Raw genomic sequence first — 16,048 nt, 5'->3', positions numbered from 1 at the left:
GAATGGCGAACAGCACCGTCGAGAAGCTGACCCCGACCCGGGTCAAGCTCAGCATCACGGTCACCCCCGACGACCTCAAGCCCAGCATCGCGCACGCCTACGAGCACATCGCTCAGGACGTGCAGATCCCCGGCTTCCGCAAGGGCAAGGTCCCGGCTCCGATCATCGACCAGCGCATCGGGCGCGGTGCGGTCATCGAGCACGCGGTCAACGAGGGCCTCGACAAGTTCTTCCGCGACGCGACCGTCGAGCACAAGCTCCGTGTCGTCGGGCGTCCGGCCGCAGACATCACGCAGTGGCCGAACGAGAAGGACTTCTCGGGCGACCTGCTCGTCGACATCGAGGTGGACGTCCGCCCCGAGATCGAGCTTCCGTCGTACGACGGCATCACGGTCACCGTCGACGCCGTCGAGGCTGACGACGCCGCGCTCGACGCCGAGCTCGAGAACCTGCGCGCCCGCTTCGGCACGCTCGTTCCCGTCGACCGCCCCGCAGCGAAGGGCGACTTCGTCGAGCTCGACCTCGTCGCCACGATCGATGGCGCCGAGATCGACCGCGCAGAGGGCGTCTCTTACGAGGTCGGCTCGGGTGAGCTGCTCGAGGGCATCGACGACGCGATCGAGTCGCTCACCGCCGGTGAGGACACCACGTTCCGCTCCGCACTCGTGGGCGGCGACCACGCCGGCTCCGAGGCCGAGGTCGCCGTGACCGTCAAGGCCGTCAAGGAGCGCGAGCTTCCCGAGGCTGACGACGACTTCGCGCAGATCGCCAGCGAGTTCGACACGATCGCCGAGCTCCGTGCGAGCCTCGCCGAGCGCGTCTCGCAGCAGGGCGTGTTCGCGCAGGGCTCCGCAGCGCGCGACAAGCTCGTCGAGGTCCTGCTCGAGCAGATCGACATCCCTGTGCCGCCGAAGCTCATCGAGGACGAGGTGCACAACCACCTCGAGGGCGAGAACCGCCTCGAGGACGACGTGCACCGCGCCGAGGTGACCGAGGCCAGCGAGAAGCAGTTCCGCACGCAGGTGCTGCTCGACACGATCGCCGAGCAGGCTGACGTGCAGGTCTCGCAGGAGGAGCTCTCGCAGTACCTCATCCAGTCCGCATCGCAGTACGGCATGGCTCCGCAGGAGTTCGTCGAGGCGCTGCAGTCGTCCAACCAGCTTCCCGCTCTCGTCGGCGAGGTCGCCCGCAACAAGGCCCTCGCGATCGCGCTCGGCAAGGTCAAGGTCGTCGACACCAACGGCAAGCCGGTCGACCTGTCCGACTTCGTCGTGACCGACGACGAGGCCGAGGCGGAGTCCGACGCAGCCGCCGACGAGAAGCCGGCCAAGAAGGCTCCGGCGAAGAAGGCCGCTGCGAAGAAGTCTGACGACGACGACGCGGCTGAGAAGCCGGCTGCGAAGAAGCCTGCGGCCAAGAAGGCCCCCGCGAAGAAGGCCGACGACGCTGACGCCGCTGAGAAGCCGGCCGCGAAGAAGCCCGCAGCGAAGAAGGCTCCGGCCAAGAAGGCTGCCGACAAGGCCGAGTGATCGAACACGATCTCGATGAGAGGGGCGGATGCTGCGGCATCCGCCCCTTTTCTCGTGAAGACGAGACCCCGTGAGCGAGGACATGATGAAGACCTGGGACGAACGCATCGATGAGGTGTGGGATGACGCATCGGGCGAAGAGGTCGGCGACGACACGATCGCCCGGATCGACGCTCTGGCCGCAGAGCGAGGGGTCGACGACGCACGAGCGCAGTTCGAGCGTGCCGGCGCAAGGGACTCCGCGGGGCGGCCGACCGAGGCCGTGGAGCTCTACCGGCATGCTCTCGCTCTCGGGCTGGACGACGAACACCGCCCGCAGTGCGTCATCCAGCTGGCGAGCTCACTGCGCAACCTCGGCGAGTACGATGACGCGATCGCGGTCATCCGCGCCGAGGAGGAGCTGTCGGCCGAGGGACCCTACCGGGATGCCGTGGCGACCGTGCATGCGCTGATCCTGGCGAGTTCGGGCCGGCCCGCGCAGGGGCTCTCGGTCGCGCTCCTGGCGCTCGTGCCGCACCTTCCGCGATACCACCGCTCGATGACCGCATACGCGCATGAGATCGCCGAACTCGACCGCTGATATGCCGACGGCGAACACGGCCTGAGCGCTGCGTTGTCGCCGGTAGATTCGAATCACTGAAACACGGAATCAGGAGCTGACATGGCTGCAGAACCCCTCCTCGCTACGAGCGTCTTCGACAGGCTGTTGAAAGACCGCATCATCTGGCTGGGATCGGAGGTGCGCGACGAGAACGCCAATGAGATCTGCGCGAAGATCCTCCTTCTCGCCGCCGAGGACTCCGAGAAGGACATCTACCTCTACATCAACTCGCCTGGCGGATCCATCACCGCGGGCATGGCGATCTACGACACGATGCAGTTCGTTCCGAACGACATCGTCACCGTGGGAATCGGCATGGCCGCATCGATGGGTCAGCTGCTGCTGACGGCCGGCACCAAGGGCAAGCGCTACATCACCCCGAACGCCCGCGTGTTGCTGCACCAGCCGCACGGTGGCTTCGGCGGCACGTCGAGCGACATCCAGACGCAGGCGCAGCTCATCACCTCGATGAAGAACCGCCTCGCCGAGATCACTGCCGCCCAGACCGGTAAGTCTGTCGAGCAGATCAACGCCGACGGTGACCGCGACCGCTGGTTCACCGCTGACGAGGCGCTCGAGTACGGCTTCGTCGACCACATCCGCGACTCGGCCACCGACGTCGTCGGCGGCGGCGGAACCGACCAGGACAGCAAGTAACGGAAAGCGAAAGGACTCTCATGTACACACCCACCTTCCGCGCTGCCGGTGACCTGCCCTCCAGCCGCTACGTGCTCCCTCAGTTCGAGGAGCGCACCGCTTATGGCTTCAAGCGCCAGGACCCCTACAACAAGCTGTTCGAAGACCGCGTGATCTTCCTCGGCGTCCAGGTCGACGATGCGTCGGCCGATGACGTGATGGCGCAGCTGCTCGTGCTCGAGAGCCAGGATTCCGAGCGCGACATCACGATGTACATCAACTCGCCCGGTGGTTCCTTCACCGCGATGACGGCGATCTACGACACGATGCAGTACGTCGCGCCGCAGATCCAGACCGTCGTGCTCGGCCAGGCGGCATCCGCTGCCTCCGTGCTGCTCGCGGCGGGCCACCCCGGCAAGCGTCTCGCTCTGCCCAACGCCCGTGTGCTGATGCACCAGCCGGCGATGGGTGAGGCCGGACACGGTCAGGCGTCCGACATCGAGATCCAGGCGGCGGAGATCCTCCGTATGCGCACCTGGCTCGAGGAGGCCATGGCCCGTCACACCGGCAAGCCGGTGGAGCAGGTCAACCGTGACATCGACCGCGACAAGATCCTGTCCGCCGCCGAGGCGCTGGACTACGGACTCGTCGACCAGGTGCTCACGTCGCGCAAGCGCATGTAAGTACTTCGCTGCGAAAAGGACGTCGACCCCTCGGGGTCGGCGTCCTTTCGTCGTCTCCGGCGAATGTGCGACGATCGCGAGCAGATTGCTCATATGAGCAGATGGATGCGCGAACGGTGACACCGACGTAAACTGAGGCGAGGAAGGAGGATGCCATGGAAGAAGAACTGATCATGGTCCGCGTCGCCGAGCTGTATTACGACGAGGACAAGACACAGGACGAGATCGGCGCCCTCCTCAAGCTCTCCCGCTGGAAGGTGGGACGGCTTCTCACCCAGGCCCGAGAGCGTGGCATCGTCCGGATCGAGATCGTGCACCCGCGTGCGCGCAGGCTCGGACTCGAGCGCCAGCTCGTGGAACGTCACGGGCTCACGGCCGCGGTGGTCGTTCCCTCTCCGGACGGCGATGACGGAACACTCGAGCGCGTAGCTCAGGCCGCCGCCGACTACCTCACCGCGATGCGGCCGGTGCCGCGCACTCTCGGCGTCAGTTGGGGACGCACTCTACGCGCCGTGGCCGAATCGCTGCCGGACGGCTGGGCGACCGGCGTCACGGTCGTGCAGCTCAACGGGGGAGTGAGCCTCAATCGGCGCTCCGGTGGAGCCGCAGGCCTCGCCGTCACCATCGCCCAGCGGGCATCCGGACACGTATCCCTTCTGCCTAGCCCGGCGATCCTCGAGCGCGTCGAGACCAAGCAGGCGATCGAAGCAGACCGCACCGTCGCGGCTGTTCTCGTCGAAGCAGCCGAAGCTCAGGCGTTCCTGTTCACCGCGGGGCCATGCGATGCGACTTCCGCGCACGTCGAGAACGGGTACCTGTCGGCATCCGATGTCGAGGAGCTCGCACGCCGAGGCGCCGTGGGCGATGTCCTGGGGCGCTACATCGACGCCGACGGCAACATCGTCGACCCGCAGCTCGATGCCCGGACGGTCGGAGTCGACCTCGGGCGCCTGCGCGCGGCGAAGCGCTCGATCTTCGTCACCGCCGGTGACGCCAAGCATGACATCGCGCGCACGGTCGTGACCAGCGGCCTGTGCAGCGTTCTGGTGACAGATGAGACCACAGCACGAGCATTGTTGGAGGAACGATGACGACCCAAGAACTCAGCCGCAGAACGGCGGTGGACGTTCTCGGCGGTGAGCCGGATGACGCCACACTCCGCCGTTTCCTGCACGGACTCCCCGGCGTCGACGCCGTCGGCCTCGAGCAGCGCGCTGCCGGCCTCGGCACGCGGTCGATCAAGACGACGTCGAAGGCCTGGGCCCTCGACACGATCATCAAGCTGATCGACCTCACGACCCTCGAAGGCTCGGACACCCCGGGCAAGGTGCGGTCGCTCGTCGCCAAGGCCAAGAACCCGGATGCCGCTGATCCGTCGACTCCGAAGGTCGCCGCCGTGTGCGTGTACGGCGACATGGTGGGCGACGCGGTCGAGGCGCTCGGTGCGCTGCATGGTGACCCCGATGACGGACTGATCTCGGTCGCAGCAGTTGCCACGGCCTTCCCCAGCGGTCGGTCGTCGCTGGCGATCAAGCTCGCCGACACCGCAGAAGCGGTCGCGGCAGGCGCCGACGAGATCGACATGGTGATCGACAGAGGAGCGTTCCTCTCCGGCCGATACGGGCTCGTCTACGACCAGATCGCCCAGGTCAAGGAAGCCTGCCGTCGGGCGGACGGCTCGTACGCCTCGCTCAAGGTGATCCTCGAGACCGGCGAGCTGAACACCTACGACAACATCAAGCGCGCGTCGTGGCTCGGCATCCTCGCAGGTGGCGACTTCATCAAGACGTCCACCGGCAAGGTGCAGCCGGCGGCCACGCTGCCGACCACTCTGCTCATGCTCGAGACGGTGCGCGACTGGCACCGCGGCACGGGCGAGCGCATCGGCGTGAAGCCCGCAGGCGGCATCCGCGCGTCCAAGGACGCGGTGAAGTATCTCGTCACGGTCGCCGAGACCGTGGGGGAGGAGTGGCTCCAGCCGCACCTCTTCCGCTTCGGAGCCTCGAGCCTGCTGAACGACGTGCTTCTGCAGCGTCAGAAGCTCACCACCGGCCACTACTCCGGCCCCGACTACGTCACGATCGACTAGGAGCCCCGCATATGTCATTCCTGGAATACGCTCCGGCCCCGGAGTCGAAGGCGGTCCTGAACCTCAAGGACAGCTATGGCCTGTTCATCGACGGCGAGTTCGTCGACGGCTCGGGTGCGAGCTTCGCGACGATCTCGCCGGCGGACGAGAGCCACATCGCCGAGATCGCCTCGGCGAACGATCAGGACATCGATCGAGCGGTCGCCGCCGCGCGTCGTGCCTACGAGAAGACCTGGTCGAAGATGAGCGGCCGCGATCGGGGCAAGTACCTGTTCCGCATCGCGCGCCTCGTGCAGGAGCGGGCCCGGGAGCTCGCCGTCGCCGAGAGCCTCGACAACGGCAAGCCGATCAAGGAGAGCCGCGACGTCGACGTGCCGCTCGTGGCGTCCTGGTTCTTCTACTACGCGGGGTGGGCCGACAAGCTCGATTACGCCGGCCTCGGCGCGAACCCGCGTGCGCTCGGCGTCGCCGGACAGATCATCCCGTGGAACTTCCCGCTGCTGATGCTGGCGTGGAAGCTCGCTCCCGCTCTGGCAGCCGGCAACACGGTCGTGCTCAAGCCCGCGGAGACCACGCCGCTGACGGCATTGATTTTCGCGGAGATCCTGCAGCAGGCCGACCTTCCGGCCGGTGTCGTCAACATCGTCACGGGCGCCGGTGCCACCGGCGCCACCCTCGTGCGCCACCCCGATGTCGACAAGGTCGCGTTCACCGGTTCGACCGGTGTCGGTCGCGACATCGCTCGTGCCGTCGCAGGAACCGACAAGAAGGTCACTCTCGAGCTGGGTGGCAAGGCAGCGAACATCGTGTTCGACGACGCGCCGATCGATCAGGCCATCGAGGGCATCGTCAACGGCATCTTCTTCAACCAGGGCCACGTCTGCTGCGCAGGCAGCCGACTGCTCGTGCAGGAGTCGATCCACGACGAGGTCATCGACCGACTGAAGAACCGTCTGTCGACCCTGCGCCTCGGCGACCCGCTCGACAAGAACACCGACATCGGTGCGATCAACTCCGCGGCGCAGCTCGCCCGCATCCGCGAGCTCAGTGACATCGGCGAGGCCGAGGGCGCGGAGCGCTGGACCGCCGATTGCGCTATCCCCGACAAGGGATTCTGGTTCGCTCCGACGATCTTCACCGGCGTCGAGGCATCGCACCGGATCGCGCGCGACGAGGTCTTCGGACCCGTTCTCTCGGTGCTGACGTTCCGCACTCCGGCTGAGGCGATCGCGAAGGCGAACAACACCCCGTACGGTCTGTCCGCAGGTATCTGGTCGGACAAGGGATCCCGCATCCTCGCCGTGGCCGACCGCCTTCGGGCGGGCGTCATCTGGGCGAACACCTTCAACCGATTCGACCCGTCGAGCCCGTTCGGCGGATACAAGGAGTCCGGATACGGCCGCGAAGGCGGACGCCAGGGTCTCACCGCATACCTGAAGGGGGCATCCGCATGAGCAAGCGATTGACCGTTCCGAAGACCTACAAGCTCGCCATCGGCGGGGCGTTCCCCCGCAGCGAGTCGGGCCGCACCTACGAGGTGCTCTCGGCCAAGGGCGAGTTCCTTGCGAATGCCGCCCAGGGCTCTCGCAAGGATGCGCGGGATGCCGTGGTGGCAGCCCGCGCCGCCGTGAAGGGCTGGTCGGGAGCGACCGCGTACAACCGCGGGCAGGTGCTCTACCGCGTCGCCGAGGTGCTCGAGGGGCGCCGCGCGCAGTTCATCGACGAGATCGCCGCGCAGGAGGGTGTCTCGTCATCCGCTGCCGCCGCGCAGGTCGATGAGGCGATCGACCTCTGGGTCTGGTACGCCGGATGGTGCGACAAGTACTCGCAAGTCGCGGGCAACGCCAACCCCGTGTCCGGGCCGTACTTCAACATCTCGGTGCCGGAGCCGACAGGTGTGGTCGCGATCGTCGCGCCTCAGGACTCCGCACTTCTCGGCCTCGTATCGGTCGTCGCTCCCGCATTGGTGGCAGGCAACACGGTCGTCGTGGTCGCGAGCGAGCGGTTCCCGCTCTCTGCGATCAGCCTCGCCGAGGTGCTCGCCACGAGCGACGTGCCGGGTGGCGTCGTCAACGTGCTCACGGGGTCGCCCGCCGAGATGGCGCCGTGGCTCGCCTCGCACCAGGACGTTAACGCCCTCGATCTCGCGGGTGCCGGCGACCTCGAGTGGATCGACATGCAGATCGCCGCGGCCGAGACGCTCAAGCGAGTCCTGTCACCCGGCGCGGTCACCGCCTCGCCCGAGCGCATCGGAGCCTTCACCGAGATCAAGACGGTGTGGCACACCAAGAGCATGGTCTGACGTACGTCGGCAGCAAGAGGCCCGTCATCTGCGACAGCAGGCGGCGGGCCTCGATGCATGAGGGCGATGCGGACACGTGATGCGCGACCCCGCGCCAATGCGTCCCGGTGTCGGATGCAGCGGTTAGGCTCAGTAGACGATCTCAGGATCCCCCCTAGGAGGACGCGCATGGCCCGTATCGGCGAAAGCGCTGACCTGTTCAAGTGCTCATTCTGCGGAAAGAGTCAGAAGCAGGTGCAGCAGCTCATCGCAGGACCCGGTGTGTACATCTGCGACGAGTGCGTCGAGCTGTGCAACGAGATCATCGAGGAGCGGATGGCGGAGTCCTCCGCCGACGGCACGGCGGACTTCGAACTGCCCAAGCCGCGTGAGATCTTCTCCTTCCTCGAGGAGTACGTCGTCGGGCAGGAGCCCGCCAAGAAGGCTCTGGCCGTCGCGGTGTACAACCACTACAAGCGCATCCGCGCGCACGGCACTCTCCAGACGGCCGAGCAGAAGGCCGAGAGCGTCGAGATCGCGAAGAGCAACATCCTGCTCATCGGCCCCACGGGCTGCGGCAAGACCTATCTGGCGCAGACGCTCGCGAAGCGACTGAACGTGCCCTTCGCCGTCGCAGACGCCACAGCGCTCACCGAAGCGGGGTATGTCGGCGAAGACGTCGAGAACATCCTGCTCAAGCTCATCCAGGCCGCCGACTACGACGTCAAGCGTGCAGAGCAGGGCATCATCTACATCGACGAGGTCGACAAGATCGCCCGCAAGGCCGAGAACCCGTCGATCACGCGTGACGTCTCGGGCGAGGGCGTGCAGCAGGCTCTCCTGAAGATCATCGAGGGCACCGTCGCCTCGGTGCCTCCTCAGGGCGGGCGCAAGCACCCCCACCAGGAGTTCCTGCAGATCGACACGTCGAACGTGCTGTTCATCGTCGCCGGCGCGTTCGCCGGCCTCGAGGACATCGTGTCGGCTCGCGTCGGCAAGCACGGCATCGGCTTCGGCGCCCCGCTGCACGACAAGGGCAGGGATCTCGACCTCTTCAGCGAGGTGCTCCCGGAAGACCTGCACAAGTTCGGCCTGATCCCCGAGTTCATCGGTCGTCTTCCTGTCGTGACCTCGGTCTCACCGCTCGATCAGAGTGCGCTCATCGACATCCTCACGGGGCCGCGCAATGCGCTCGTGAAGCAGTACCAGCGCATGTTCGAACTCGACGGCGTTCAGCTGGAGTTCGAAGCAGAGGCACTGCGTTCGATCGCCGACCTCGCCGTCGAGCGCAAGACCGGCGCTCGCGGACTCCGTGCGATCCTCGAAGACGTGCTCGGTCCGATCATGTTCGAGATCCCCTCTGCTGACGACGTCGCGAAGGTCATCGTCACTCAGGCGGCCGTCGACGAGGGCGCTCCGCCGACGATCGTGATGGAGCGCAAGCGCAAGAGCGCGTGAGTCCTGCTCCCTCGCCCTGGCGAGTGGTCGACAGTGAGCTGATTCATGCCGATCGATGGATCCGCGTCCGCGCAGACGACTGCCGCGACGCGAACGAGCGATCCATCGCCCCGTATTACGTGCTCGAGTACGGGGACTGGATCTCGGTGCTCGCGCTGGATCGCGAGGGCAGCGCCATCGTCGTCGAAGAGTATCGACACGGAGCCGGGATCGTCGCGGTCGGCACGATCGGCGGCGGGGTGGAGGCCGGCGAATCACCGGAAGCCGCTGCGATCAGAGAGCTGCGCGAGGAGACCGGATACGAGGCCGATGAGCTGATCGGCCTCGGGGCCACCTGGGCGAACTACGGCAATCACACCAATCGCGTGCATCACTTCCTCGCCCGCGGCTGCGTGCGCGTCGCCGAGCAGTCCCTCGATGAGAGCGAGGCGATCGCAGTGCAGGTCACGTCTCTCGACGGTCTCGGAGAGCATCTCGCGCAGAGCTACCACCAGCTCACGTGGTACAAGGCGATGGAGCACCTCGGCCGCTGACCTCAGGCGGCGGCGCGCGGCCTGATCAGGCCTCGAGTCCGCGGCGCTTCAGGAGCGGCGCGATCTCCGCATCCCGGCCGCGGAAGTCGCGGTAGGCGTCGAGGGGGTCCTTCGAACCGCCCACGCCGAGGAGACGGGAGCGGAACCGGTCGCCGTTCTCACGTGTGAGCCCGCCGTTCTCGCGGAACCAGTCGACGGTGTCGGCGTCGAGCACCTCGCTCCAGATGTAGGAGTAGTAGCCGGCGCTGTATCCGCCCGAGAAGACGTGCGCGAAGTAGGTCGACGAGTAGCGGGTCGGGACGACGGGGTCGTCGAGTCCGATATCGGCGAGGGCGGCAGTCTCGAAATCGGCCACGTCGTCGACGGCGGTCTTCGTGTCGAGGCGATGCCATGCCTGATCGAGCCATGCCGCGGCGAGGTACTCGCTCGTCGCGTGGCCCTGATCGAATGTCTCGGTGGCGCGAAGGCGCTCGACGATCGCGGGGTCGAGCGGTTCGCCGGTCTCGTAGTGACGCGCATAGTTGTCGAGCACCTCGGGCCAGAGGATCCACATCTCGTTGACCTGGCTCGGGAACTCCACGAAGTCGCGGAACACGTTCGTGCCGGCGAAATGCGGGTAGGTGACGACCGCGAAGAGTCCGTGCAGCGCGTGCCCGAACTCGTGGAACAGCGTCGTCACCTCGTCGAGCGTCAGCAGAGTCGGCTCGCCCTCACCCGGAAGCGGCACATTGAGGTTGTTGACCACGACGGGCAGGGTTCCGCGGAGGCGGGACTGGCTGACGATGGGATTCATCCACGCGCCGCCGCGCTTGGAGTCGCGGGTGTAGAGATCGAGCACATACAGGCCGACCGCGCTGCCGTCGGCATCGCTCACCTCGAACACGCGCGCACCCGGGTGGTAGGCCTGGAGATCGTGCCGCTCCGCGAAGGTCACTCCGTAGAGCTGCGTGGCAGCGAAGAACACGCCGTCCTGCAGCACCCGTTCGGCCTCGAACCACGGGCGCAGCGCGCTCGTGTCGATCGCATAGCGAGCAGTGCGCACCTTCTCGGTGTAGAACGCCCAGTCGTGCGACTCGACAGCGAACGGGGCGGCCTCGGTCTCATCGATGATCGCCTGCAGGGTTTCGCGCTCTGCACGGGCGTTGCGCGCAGACGGGGCGGCGAGCTCGCGCAGCATCCGCTCTACGGCAGCAGGGGTGCCGGCCGTCTCATCAGCTGTCACGTACGCGGCATGCGAGGCGTAGCCGAGCAGCGCGGCGCGCTCGGCGCGCAGGCGCACGATCTCTGCGAGCACCGGCCGGTTGTCGTTCGCGTCGGGCCTGGACGCCCGCGACCGCGAGGCTGCCATGATGCGGCGGCGCGACTCCCGGTCGCGGAGTTGAGCGAGATACGGATGCCCGGTGAACAGCGGGAGAGAGATGACGAACCGCCCGTCGAGGCCGCGATCGGCCGCCGCCCGAGCTGCGGCGGAGAGCTCGCCACTGCTGAGGCCGGCGAGTTCATCGGAGGAATCGAACACCACGGCCAGATCATTCGTGTCGTTGAGCAGGTTGCGCTCGAAGGTGTTGCTCAGCGTCGACAGCTGCTGGTTCAGCGCGGTGAGTCGGCTCTTCGCGTCGTCGTCGAGGGCGGCACCCGCATGGGTCATCTCGCGATGATGCCGCTCGACGAGATACCGCTGCTCGTCGTCGAGCTCGAGATCGTCGAGACGTGCGTGCACCTGCTGAACGCGCCAGTACAGCGCCCCGTCGAGAGTGACGGCATCCTGATGCGCCGCCATGAGGGGAGCGAGCTGCTCGTCGATCGCCTGGATCTCGGGCGTCGCATCGGCCGATGTCACGGTGTAGAAGGTGTGCGCGACGCGGTCGAGCAATTCTCCGGAGCGCTCCAGCGCCTCGACCGTGTTCTCGAAGGTGGGCATGGAGCGCACCATCGTGATTCGCGAGATCTCCTGAAGGTGCTCGTCGAACGAGGCCTGGAACGCGGGCAGATAGTGCTCGGGGCTGATCGCCGCGAAGTCGGGGAGACCGTAGGGGAGCGTGGACGGCTGCAGCAGCGGGTTCGAGACGTCGGTCATCCTCTGAGCCTAGCCATGACCTGCTGCAGGGCCTCGACGACGAGGCGCACGGACTGTCGCCTCAGGTTCTCCGGCCTGGCGAGGACATCGATCATCCGGTGGGTGCTGACTCCCCGCAGCGGAAGACGGACGATGTCGCGGTCGTCCACGGTGCGGGACGTATAGCGCGGCAGCATCCCCAAGACACCGCCCGCCGCGACGACGGCTGCGACCGCGCCGTAGTCGTTGATCCGGTGGCGGATCTCGACAGGGCGTCCGGCCACGGCCGAGACGGCGCGCAGCACGTCATCGGGCGAGTATCCGATGCGACTCGTGACCCAGGGACTGTCGACGACGTCGAACGATGTCACCTGTCCGCGTGAGGCGAGAGGGTGGGATGACGCGACGGCGACGTCGAGTGGTTCTCTCACGAGCGCCAGGTTGCGCACCCCGTCCGTGGGCCAGGGCGGCGAATGCTCCATGCGGTGCGCGAGAACGAGGTCGTACCTCGAGGTCAGGGCGGGGAACTCGCTCTGTGCCACGTCCTCGTCGGTGAGCTTCACGGTCGGCGGCGCGGCGGAGTCGTCGAGCTCACGGATCAGTGGCCCGAACAGCGCCTGTCCGACGCTGTGGAATCCGCTGATCGTGACCACGCCGGTGCTGTCGTTCTCGAAGTCGTCCAGCGCGCTGCGTGCCGCAGCCATCGCGTCGATAGCCTCTGCCCCCGCTGCTGCGAGCGCCTGCCCGGCCGCGGTCAGGGCGAGGCGGCGACCGTCTTTTCGGGTGAGCGGCGTGCGGAAGCTCCGCTGCAGGGCTGCGAGATGCTGGGACACGGCCGACGGGGTGACGCTGAGCGTCTCGGCGACGGCGGTGACGCTTCCCAGAGCGCCGAGCTCTCTCAGAATCTGCAGCTGATGGAGTTCCATCCCTTCAGATTAGCGTGCGCTAAATAGTTGATACAGAGAATAGCGATTGCTCTACATGGTCGAGTGCGATGAGATCGACGTATGAAGGCACTGTTCAAAGCCGAACGCGCAGCGGGGCTCGAGCTCATGGAACGTCCGGATCCCACAGCGGCGGCCGACGAGGTCGTGATCCGAGTGCTGCGTACGGGCATCTGCGGCACCGATCTGCACATCCACCGCTGGGACGACTGGGCCGCGTCCGCCATCGACGCCCCGCTGATCCCCGGCCACGAGTTCTATGGCGAGGTCGTCGAGGTCGGGCCCCTGGTGCACGACATCGCTGTCGGGGATCGGGTGTCGGGCGAGGGGCACATCGTCTGCGGCACGTGCCGCAACTGTCGGGCGGGACGCCGGCAGATGTGCATCCGCACGATCGGCCTCGGGCTGCAGCGCGACGGAGCGTTCGCCGAGTTTCTGGCGTTGCCCGCCGTGAACGTCTGGGTGCATCACGCCGACGTCGCGCCGGAACTGGGCGCGATCTTCGATCCGCTCGGCAACGCCGTGCACACGGCGCTCACGTTTCCGCTCGTCGGCGAGGATGTGCTCGTGTCAGGGTGCGGCCCGATCGGTCTCATGGCGATCGCCGTCGCTCGGCATGCCGGCGCCCGGTTCATCGCGGCGACGGATGTGAGCGCGCCGCGCCTCGAGATGGCACGTCTCATGGGAGCCGACGAGGTCGTCGACGTCTCAGCCCGAGAGATCCGCGATGCCCAGCAGGCGCTCGGTCTGCGCGAGGGATTCGACATCGGCTTCGAGATGAGCGGCGCGACGTCGGCTCTCCCGGCGATGATCGACAACATGAACCACGGCGGGCGGATCGCGATGCTCGGGCTGCCCAGCACCGGATTCGAGATCGACTGGGGCAAGCTCGTCACGCACATGCTGACGATCAAGGGCATCTACGGACGGGAGATGTTCGAGACCTGGAACGCGATGGGTGCGATGCTGCAGACGAGCGCGACCCTGCGCGACTCGATCGGACGGGTGATCGCGGATGTGATCCCCGCCAGGGATTGGGAACAGGGCTTTGCCGCGGCCGAGTCCGCCGGCACGGGAAAGATCATCCTCGATTGGACGGAGCTGTGATGTACGGGACATTCCAGAAGCATGTGGCTGACGAGCTCGCGGGGATCGAGGCTGCGGGGCTCACGAAGCACGAGCGCGGCATCCGCGGACCGCAGAGCGCCGAGATCACCGCCGACGGCGCAGAGGTGCTCAACTTCTGCGCGAACAACTACCTCGGCCTCGCCGACGACCCGCGGATCCTGGATGCTGCGACTGCGGCGCTGCAGGAATGGGGCTACGGACTCGCCAGTGTCCGCTTCATCTGCGGCACGCAGGAGCAGCACCTGGAGCTGGAGCGACGACTCGCCGGGTTCCTCGGCACCGACGACTCGATCCTGTACTCGTCGTGCTTCGACGCGAACGGGGGAGTGTTCGAGACGCTCTTCAGTGCAGAGGACGCGATCATCTCAGACGAGCTGAATCACGCGTCGATCATCGACGGCATCCGCCTGTCGAAGGCTCGTCGGCTCCGCTACCGCAACCGGGACATGGCGGATCTCGAGATGCAGCTGCAGGCGGCATCCGATGCGCGCTTCCGGGTGATCGTCACCGACGGCGTCTTCTCGATGGACGGCTACATCGCGCCGCTCGCGGAGATCTGCGACCTCGCGGAGCGCTACGACGCGCTCGTCTTCGTGGACGATTCTCACGCGGTGGGCTTCGTCGGCGAGAACGGACGCGGCACTCCGGAACTCTGCGGCGTCGCCGACCGGGTCGACATCTACACCGGGACCTTCGGCAAGGCGCTCGGAGGAGCATCCGGCGGATACGTCGCCTCGCACGCCGACATCGTCGCGCTGCTGCGCCAGCGTTCGCGCCCTTATCTCTTCTCGAACACGCTCGCCCCCGCCATCGTGGCCGGTACTCTCACTGCACTCGACCTCGTCGAGGGGTCGGCCGACCTCCGTGCGCGCCTGCGGGACAACGCCGCGCTGTTCCGAGAGCGGATGACGGCGGAGGGCTTCGACCTGCTGCCGGGGGAGCACCCGATCGTCCCCGTCATGTTCGGCGATGCCGGCCTCACTGCTCGCATCGCGTCCGAGATGCAGGAGCAGGGGATCTACGTCACGGCGTTCAGCTTCCCGGTCGTCCCCCGAGGGCTGGCGCGGATCCGCGTGCAGCTGTCGGCCGCGCACGCGGCCGAGCAGATCGAGCGGTGCGTGGCGGCCTTCGTCACAGCGCGGGCCGCCGTGGACTGAAGCCATATCGTCGCAAAGAGTTCTTTGCAAAACTTTACTTGCAAAGAACTCTTTGCAAGAGTATCGTCGGAAGCATGGAAGAAGAACAGCAGTTGCGGCGGCTCGATTCGGGGGCCCTCAAGGCCCTCGCTCACCCGCTGCGTGTGAGGATCTTCGATCTGCTCAGCGCTCATGGGCCGCAGACGGCGAGTTCGCTCGCCTCGATGCTGGGGGAGACCTCCGGGTCGACGAGCTACCACCTGCGCACGCTCTCAGCGCATGATCTGATCCACGAGGTCGAAGGGCGCGGCACGGCTCGAGAACGCTGGTGGGAGCTCCCGCAGGGGCGCATCGACATCCCCGGTCCGAGCCAGAGCATGTCGCCCGCCAACCGTGCCGCGGCGCAGATCGTCTCGTCAGAGTTCTTCCGCCTGCGTCACGAGACCCTGATGGCCTACGTGAATCGTCCTGACACGGAGGTGCCCGAGGGGTGGAAGGACGCGGGGCTGATCGCCACGACACTCCTCGAGATGACCCCCGCGCAGATGGAGGACCTCAAAGACGAGCTCATGGCCGTCATCGACGGAGCGGTCGAGCGCTATCGCGGCCAGACCGGCCCGGACGTGCGACGCGTGTCGATGCGCACCGAGCTCTTCGACCTCGCCGCGTCGGGGCCGGTGCTCCCCGATGCCGCCGATGCGGGTGCGGAGCAATCATGACCAGCGCGACCATCCGTCTCGTCGCACCGACCCAGGTCGAGCGGAGGCTTCTCCGTCTCGCCGACCTGCTGAGAGCGCTCGTCGAGCATCGCATCGAGCGACGCGCTCGCACGCGGACGCTCGCGCTCGATCTGCTGCGCGAGCAGCAGGCCAGGCGCCAGGATCCTCGCGCAGTCGACCATATGCTCGCGCAACTCGGTCTCTCGAGGCGCTGACGGTCTCCGGTGCGACGAAGCCCCCTGCCGCAGATGCGGA

16 protein-coding genes are annotated in these 16,048 nt (G+C 66.9%); 14 read left to right on the top strand and 2 right to left on the bottom strand.

Annotated elements, in window-relative coordinates:
* Nucleotides 1-2 precede the first annotated feature (2 nt).
* From tig to FIV50_RS10465, 10 genes are all read left to right on the top strand, one after another.
* Nucleotides 3-1,529 carry a trigger factor gene (gene tig / locus FIV50_RS10510; RefSeq protein WP_140037394.1) on the top strand — a complete coding sequence of 509 codons (1,527 nt, stop codon included), beginning with the start codon at nt 3-5 and terminating at the stop codon, nt 1,527-1,529.
* A 70-nt stretch (nt 1,530-1,599) separates the two neighbouring features.
* Nucleotides 1,600-2,109, top strand: a complete 510-nt coding sequence (locus FIV50_RS10505) for a tetratricopeptide repeat protein (protein WP_258184215.1) — start codon at nt 1,600-1,602, stop codon at nt 2,107-2,109.
* 81 nt (nt 2,110-2,190) lie between these two features.
* On the top strand, nt 2,191-2,787 hold the full coding sequence (locus FIV50_RS10500) for an ATP-dependent Clp protease proteolytic subunit (protein WP_140037393.1): 597 nt from the start codon (nt 2,191-2,193) through the stop codon (nt 2,785-2,787).
* A 20-nt stretch (nt 2,788-2,807) separates the two neighbouring features.
* Entirely contained in the window at nt 2,808-3,449 is a 642-nt protein-coding gene (locus FIV50_RS10495) for an ATP-dependent Clp protease proteolytic subunit (RefSeq protein WP_140037392.1), read from the top strand.
* A gap of 155 nt (nt 3,450-3,604) precedes the next feature.
* Nucleotides 3,605-4,540, top strand: coding sequence for a sugar-binding transcriptional regulator (locus FIV50_RS10490; RefSeq protein ID WP_140037391.1), 936 nt, complete (start codon nt 3,605-3,607; stop codon nt 4,538-4,540).
* A complete protein-coding gene (deoC, locus tag FIV50_RS10485) occupies nt 4,537-5,538 on the top strand; it encodes a deoxyribose-phosphate aldolase (RefSeq protein ID WP_079113056.1) in 1,002 nt (333 codons plus the stop codon). The genes FIV50_RS10490 and deoC overlap by 4 nt, the downstream gene beginning before the upstream one ends.
* Nucleotides 5,539-5,549: 11 nt before the next feature.
* On the top strand, nt 5,550-6,992 hold the full coding sequence (locus FIV50_RS10480; RefSeq protein ID WP_140037390.1) for an aldehyde dehydrogenase family protein: 1,443 nt from the start codon (nt 5,550-5,552) through the stop codon (nt 6,990-6,992).
* Entirely contained in the window at nt 6,989-7,840 is an 852-nt protein-coding gene (locus FIV50_RS10475) for an aldehyde dehydrogenase family protein (RefSeq protein ID WP_140037389.1), read from the top strand. Before FIV50_RS10480 ends, FIV50_RS10475 begins: the two co-directional genes overlap by 4 nt.
* Before the next feature lie 168 nt (nt 7,841-8,008).
* Nucleotides 8,009-9,277 (top strand): ATP-dependent Clp protease ATP-binding subunit ClpX, encoded by a 1,269-nt coding sequence (clpX, locus tag FIV50_RS10470; RefSeq protein ID WP_140037388.1) that lies wholly within the window; start codon nt 8,009-8,011, stop codon nt 9,275-9,277.
* Nucleotides 9,274-9,810: an NUDIX hydrolase gene (locus FIV50_RS10465; protein WP_140037387.1), complete on the top strand. Its 537-nt coding sequence runs from the start codon at nt 9,274-9,276 to the stop codon at nt 9,808-9,810. Before clpX ends, FIV50_RS10465 begins: the two co-directional genes overlap by 4 nt.
* Nucleotides 9,811-9,835: 25 nt before the next feature.
* Here the strand turns inward: FIV50_RS10465 and FIV50_RS10460 are convergent, their stop codons facing one another.
* Nucleotides 9,836-11,887, bottom strand: a complete 2,052-nt coding sequence (locus FIV50_RS10460; RefSeq protein WP_140037386.1) for a M3 family metallopeptidase — start codon at nt 11,885-11,887, stop codon at nt 9,836-9,838.
* Nucleotides 11,884-12,792, bottom strand: coding sequence for a LysR family transcriptional regulator (locus FIV50_RS10455; RefSeq protein WP_140037385.1), 909 nt, complete (start codon nt 12,790-12,792; stop codon nt 11,884-11,886). Before FIV50_RS10455 ends, FIV50_RS10460 begins: the two co-directional genes overlap by 4 nt.
* An 81-nt stretch (nt 12,793-12,873) precedes the next feature.
* Here FIV50_RS10455 and tdh point away from each other — a divergent pair, with 81 nt between their 5' ends.
* From tdh to FIV50_RS10435, 4 genes are all read left to right on the top strand, one after another.
* Nucleotides 12,874-13,917, top strand: coding sequence for an L-threonine 3-dehydrogenase (gene tdh / locus FIV50_RS10450; protein WP_140037384.1), 1,044 nt, complete (start codon nt 12,874-12,876; stop codon nt 13,915-13,917).
* Nucleotides 13,917-15,095 carry a glycine C-acetyltransferase gene (locus tag FIV50_RS10445; protein ID WP_140037383.1) on the top strand — a complete coding sequence of 393 codons (1,179 nt, stop codon included), beginning with the start codon at nt 13,917-13,919 and terminating at the stop codon, nt 15,093-15,095. The genes tdh and FIV50_RS10445 overlap by 1 nt, the downstream gene beginning before the upstream one ends.
* A gap of 74 nt (nt 15,096-15,169) precedes the next feature.
* Complete coding sequence (locus tag FIV50_RS10440) at nt 15,170-15,793, top strand: ArsR/SmtB family transcription factor (protein WP_140037382.1); 624 nt, start codon at nt 15,170-15,172, stop codon at nt 15,791-15,793.
* Nucleotides 15,790-16,008: a hypothetical protein gene (locus FIV50_RS10435; protein ID WP_140037381.1), complete on the top strand. Its 219-nt coding sequence runs from the start codon at nt 15,790-15,792 to the stop codon at nt 16,006-16,008. Before FIV50_RS10440 ends, FIV50_RS10435 begins: the two co-directional genes overlap by 4 nt.
* Nucleotides 16,009-16,048 lie beyond the last annotated feature (40 nt).

Origin of the sequence: Microbacterium foliorum (assembly GCF_006385575.1) — a bacterium.
Taxonomy (GTDB): Bacteria; Actinomycetota; Actinomycetes; order Actinomycetales; family Microbacteriaceae; genus Microbacterium; species Microbacterium foliorum_B.
The sequence above is the reverse complement of the archived record's forward strand: the minus strand, read 5'-3'. Positions and strand labels throughout refer to the sequence as shown.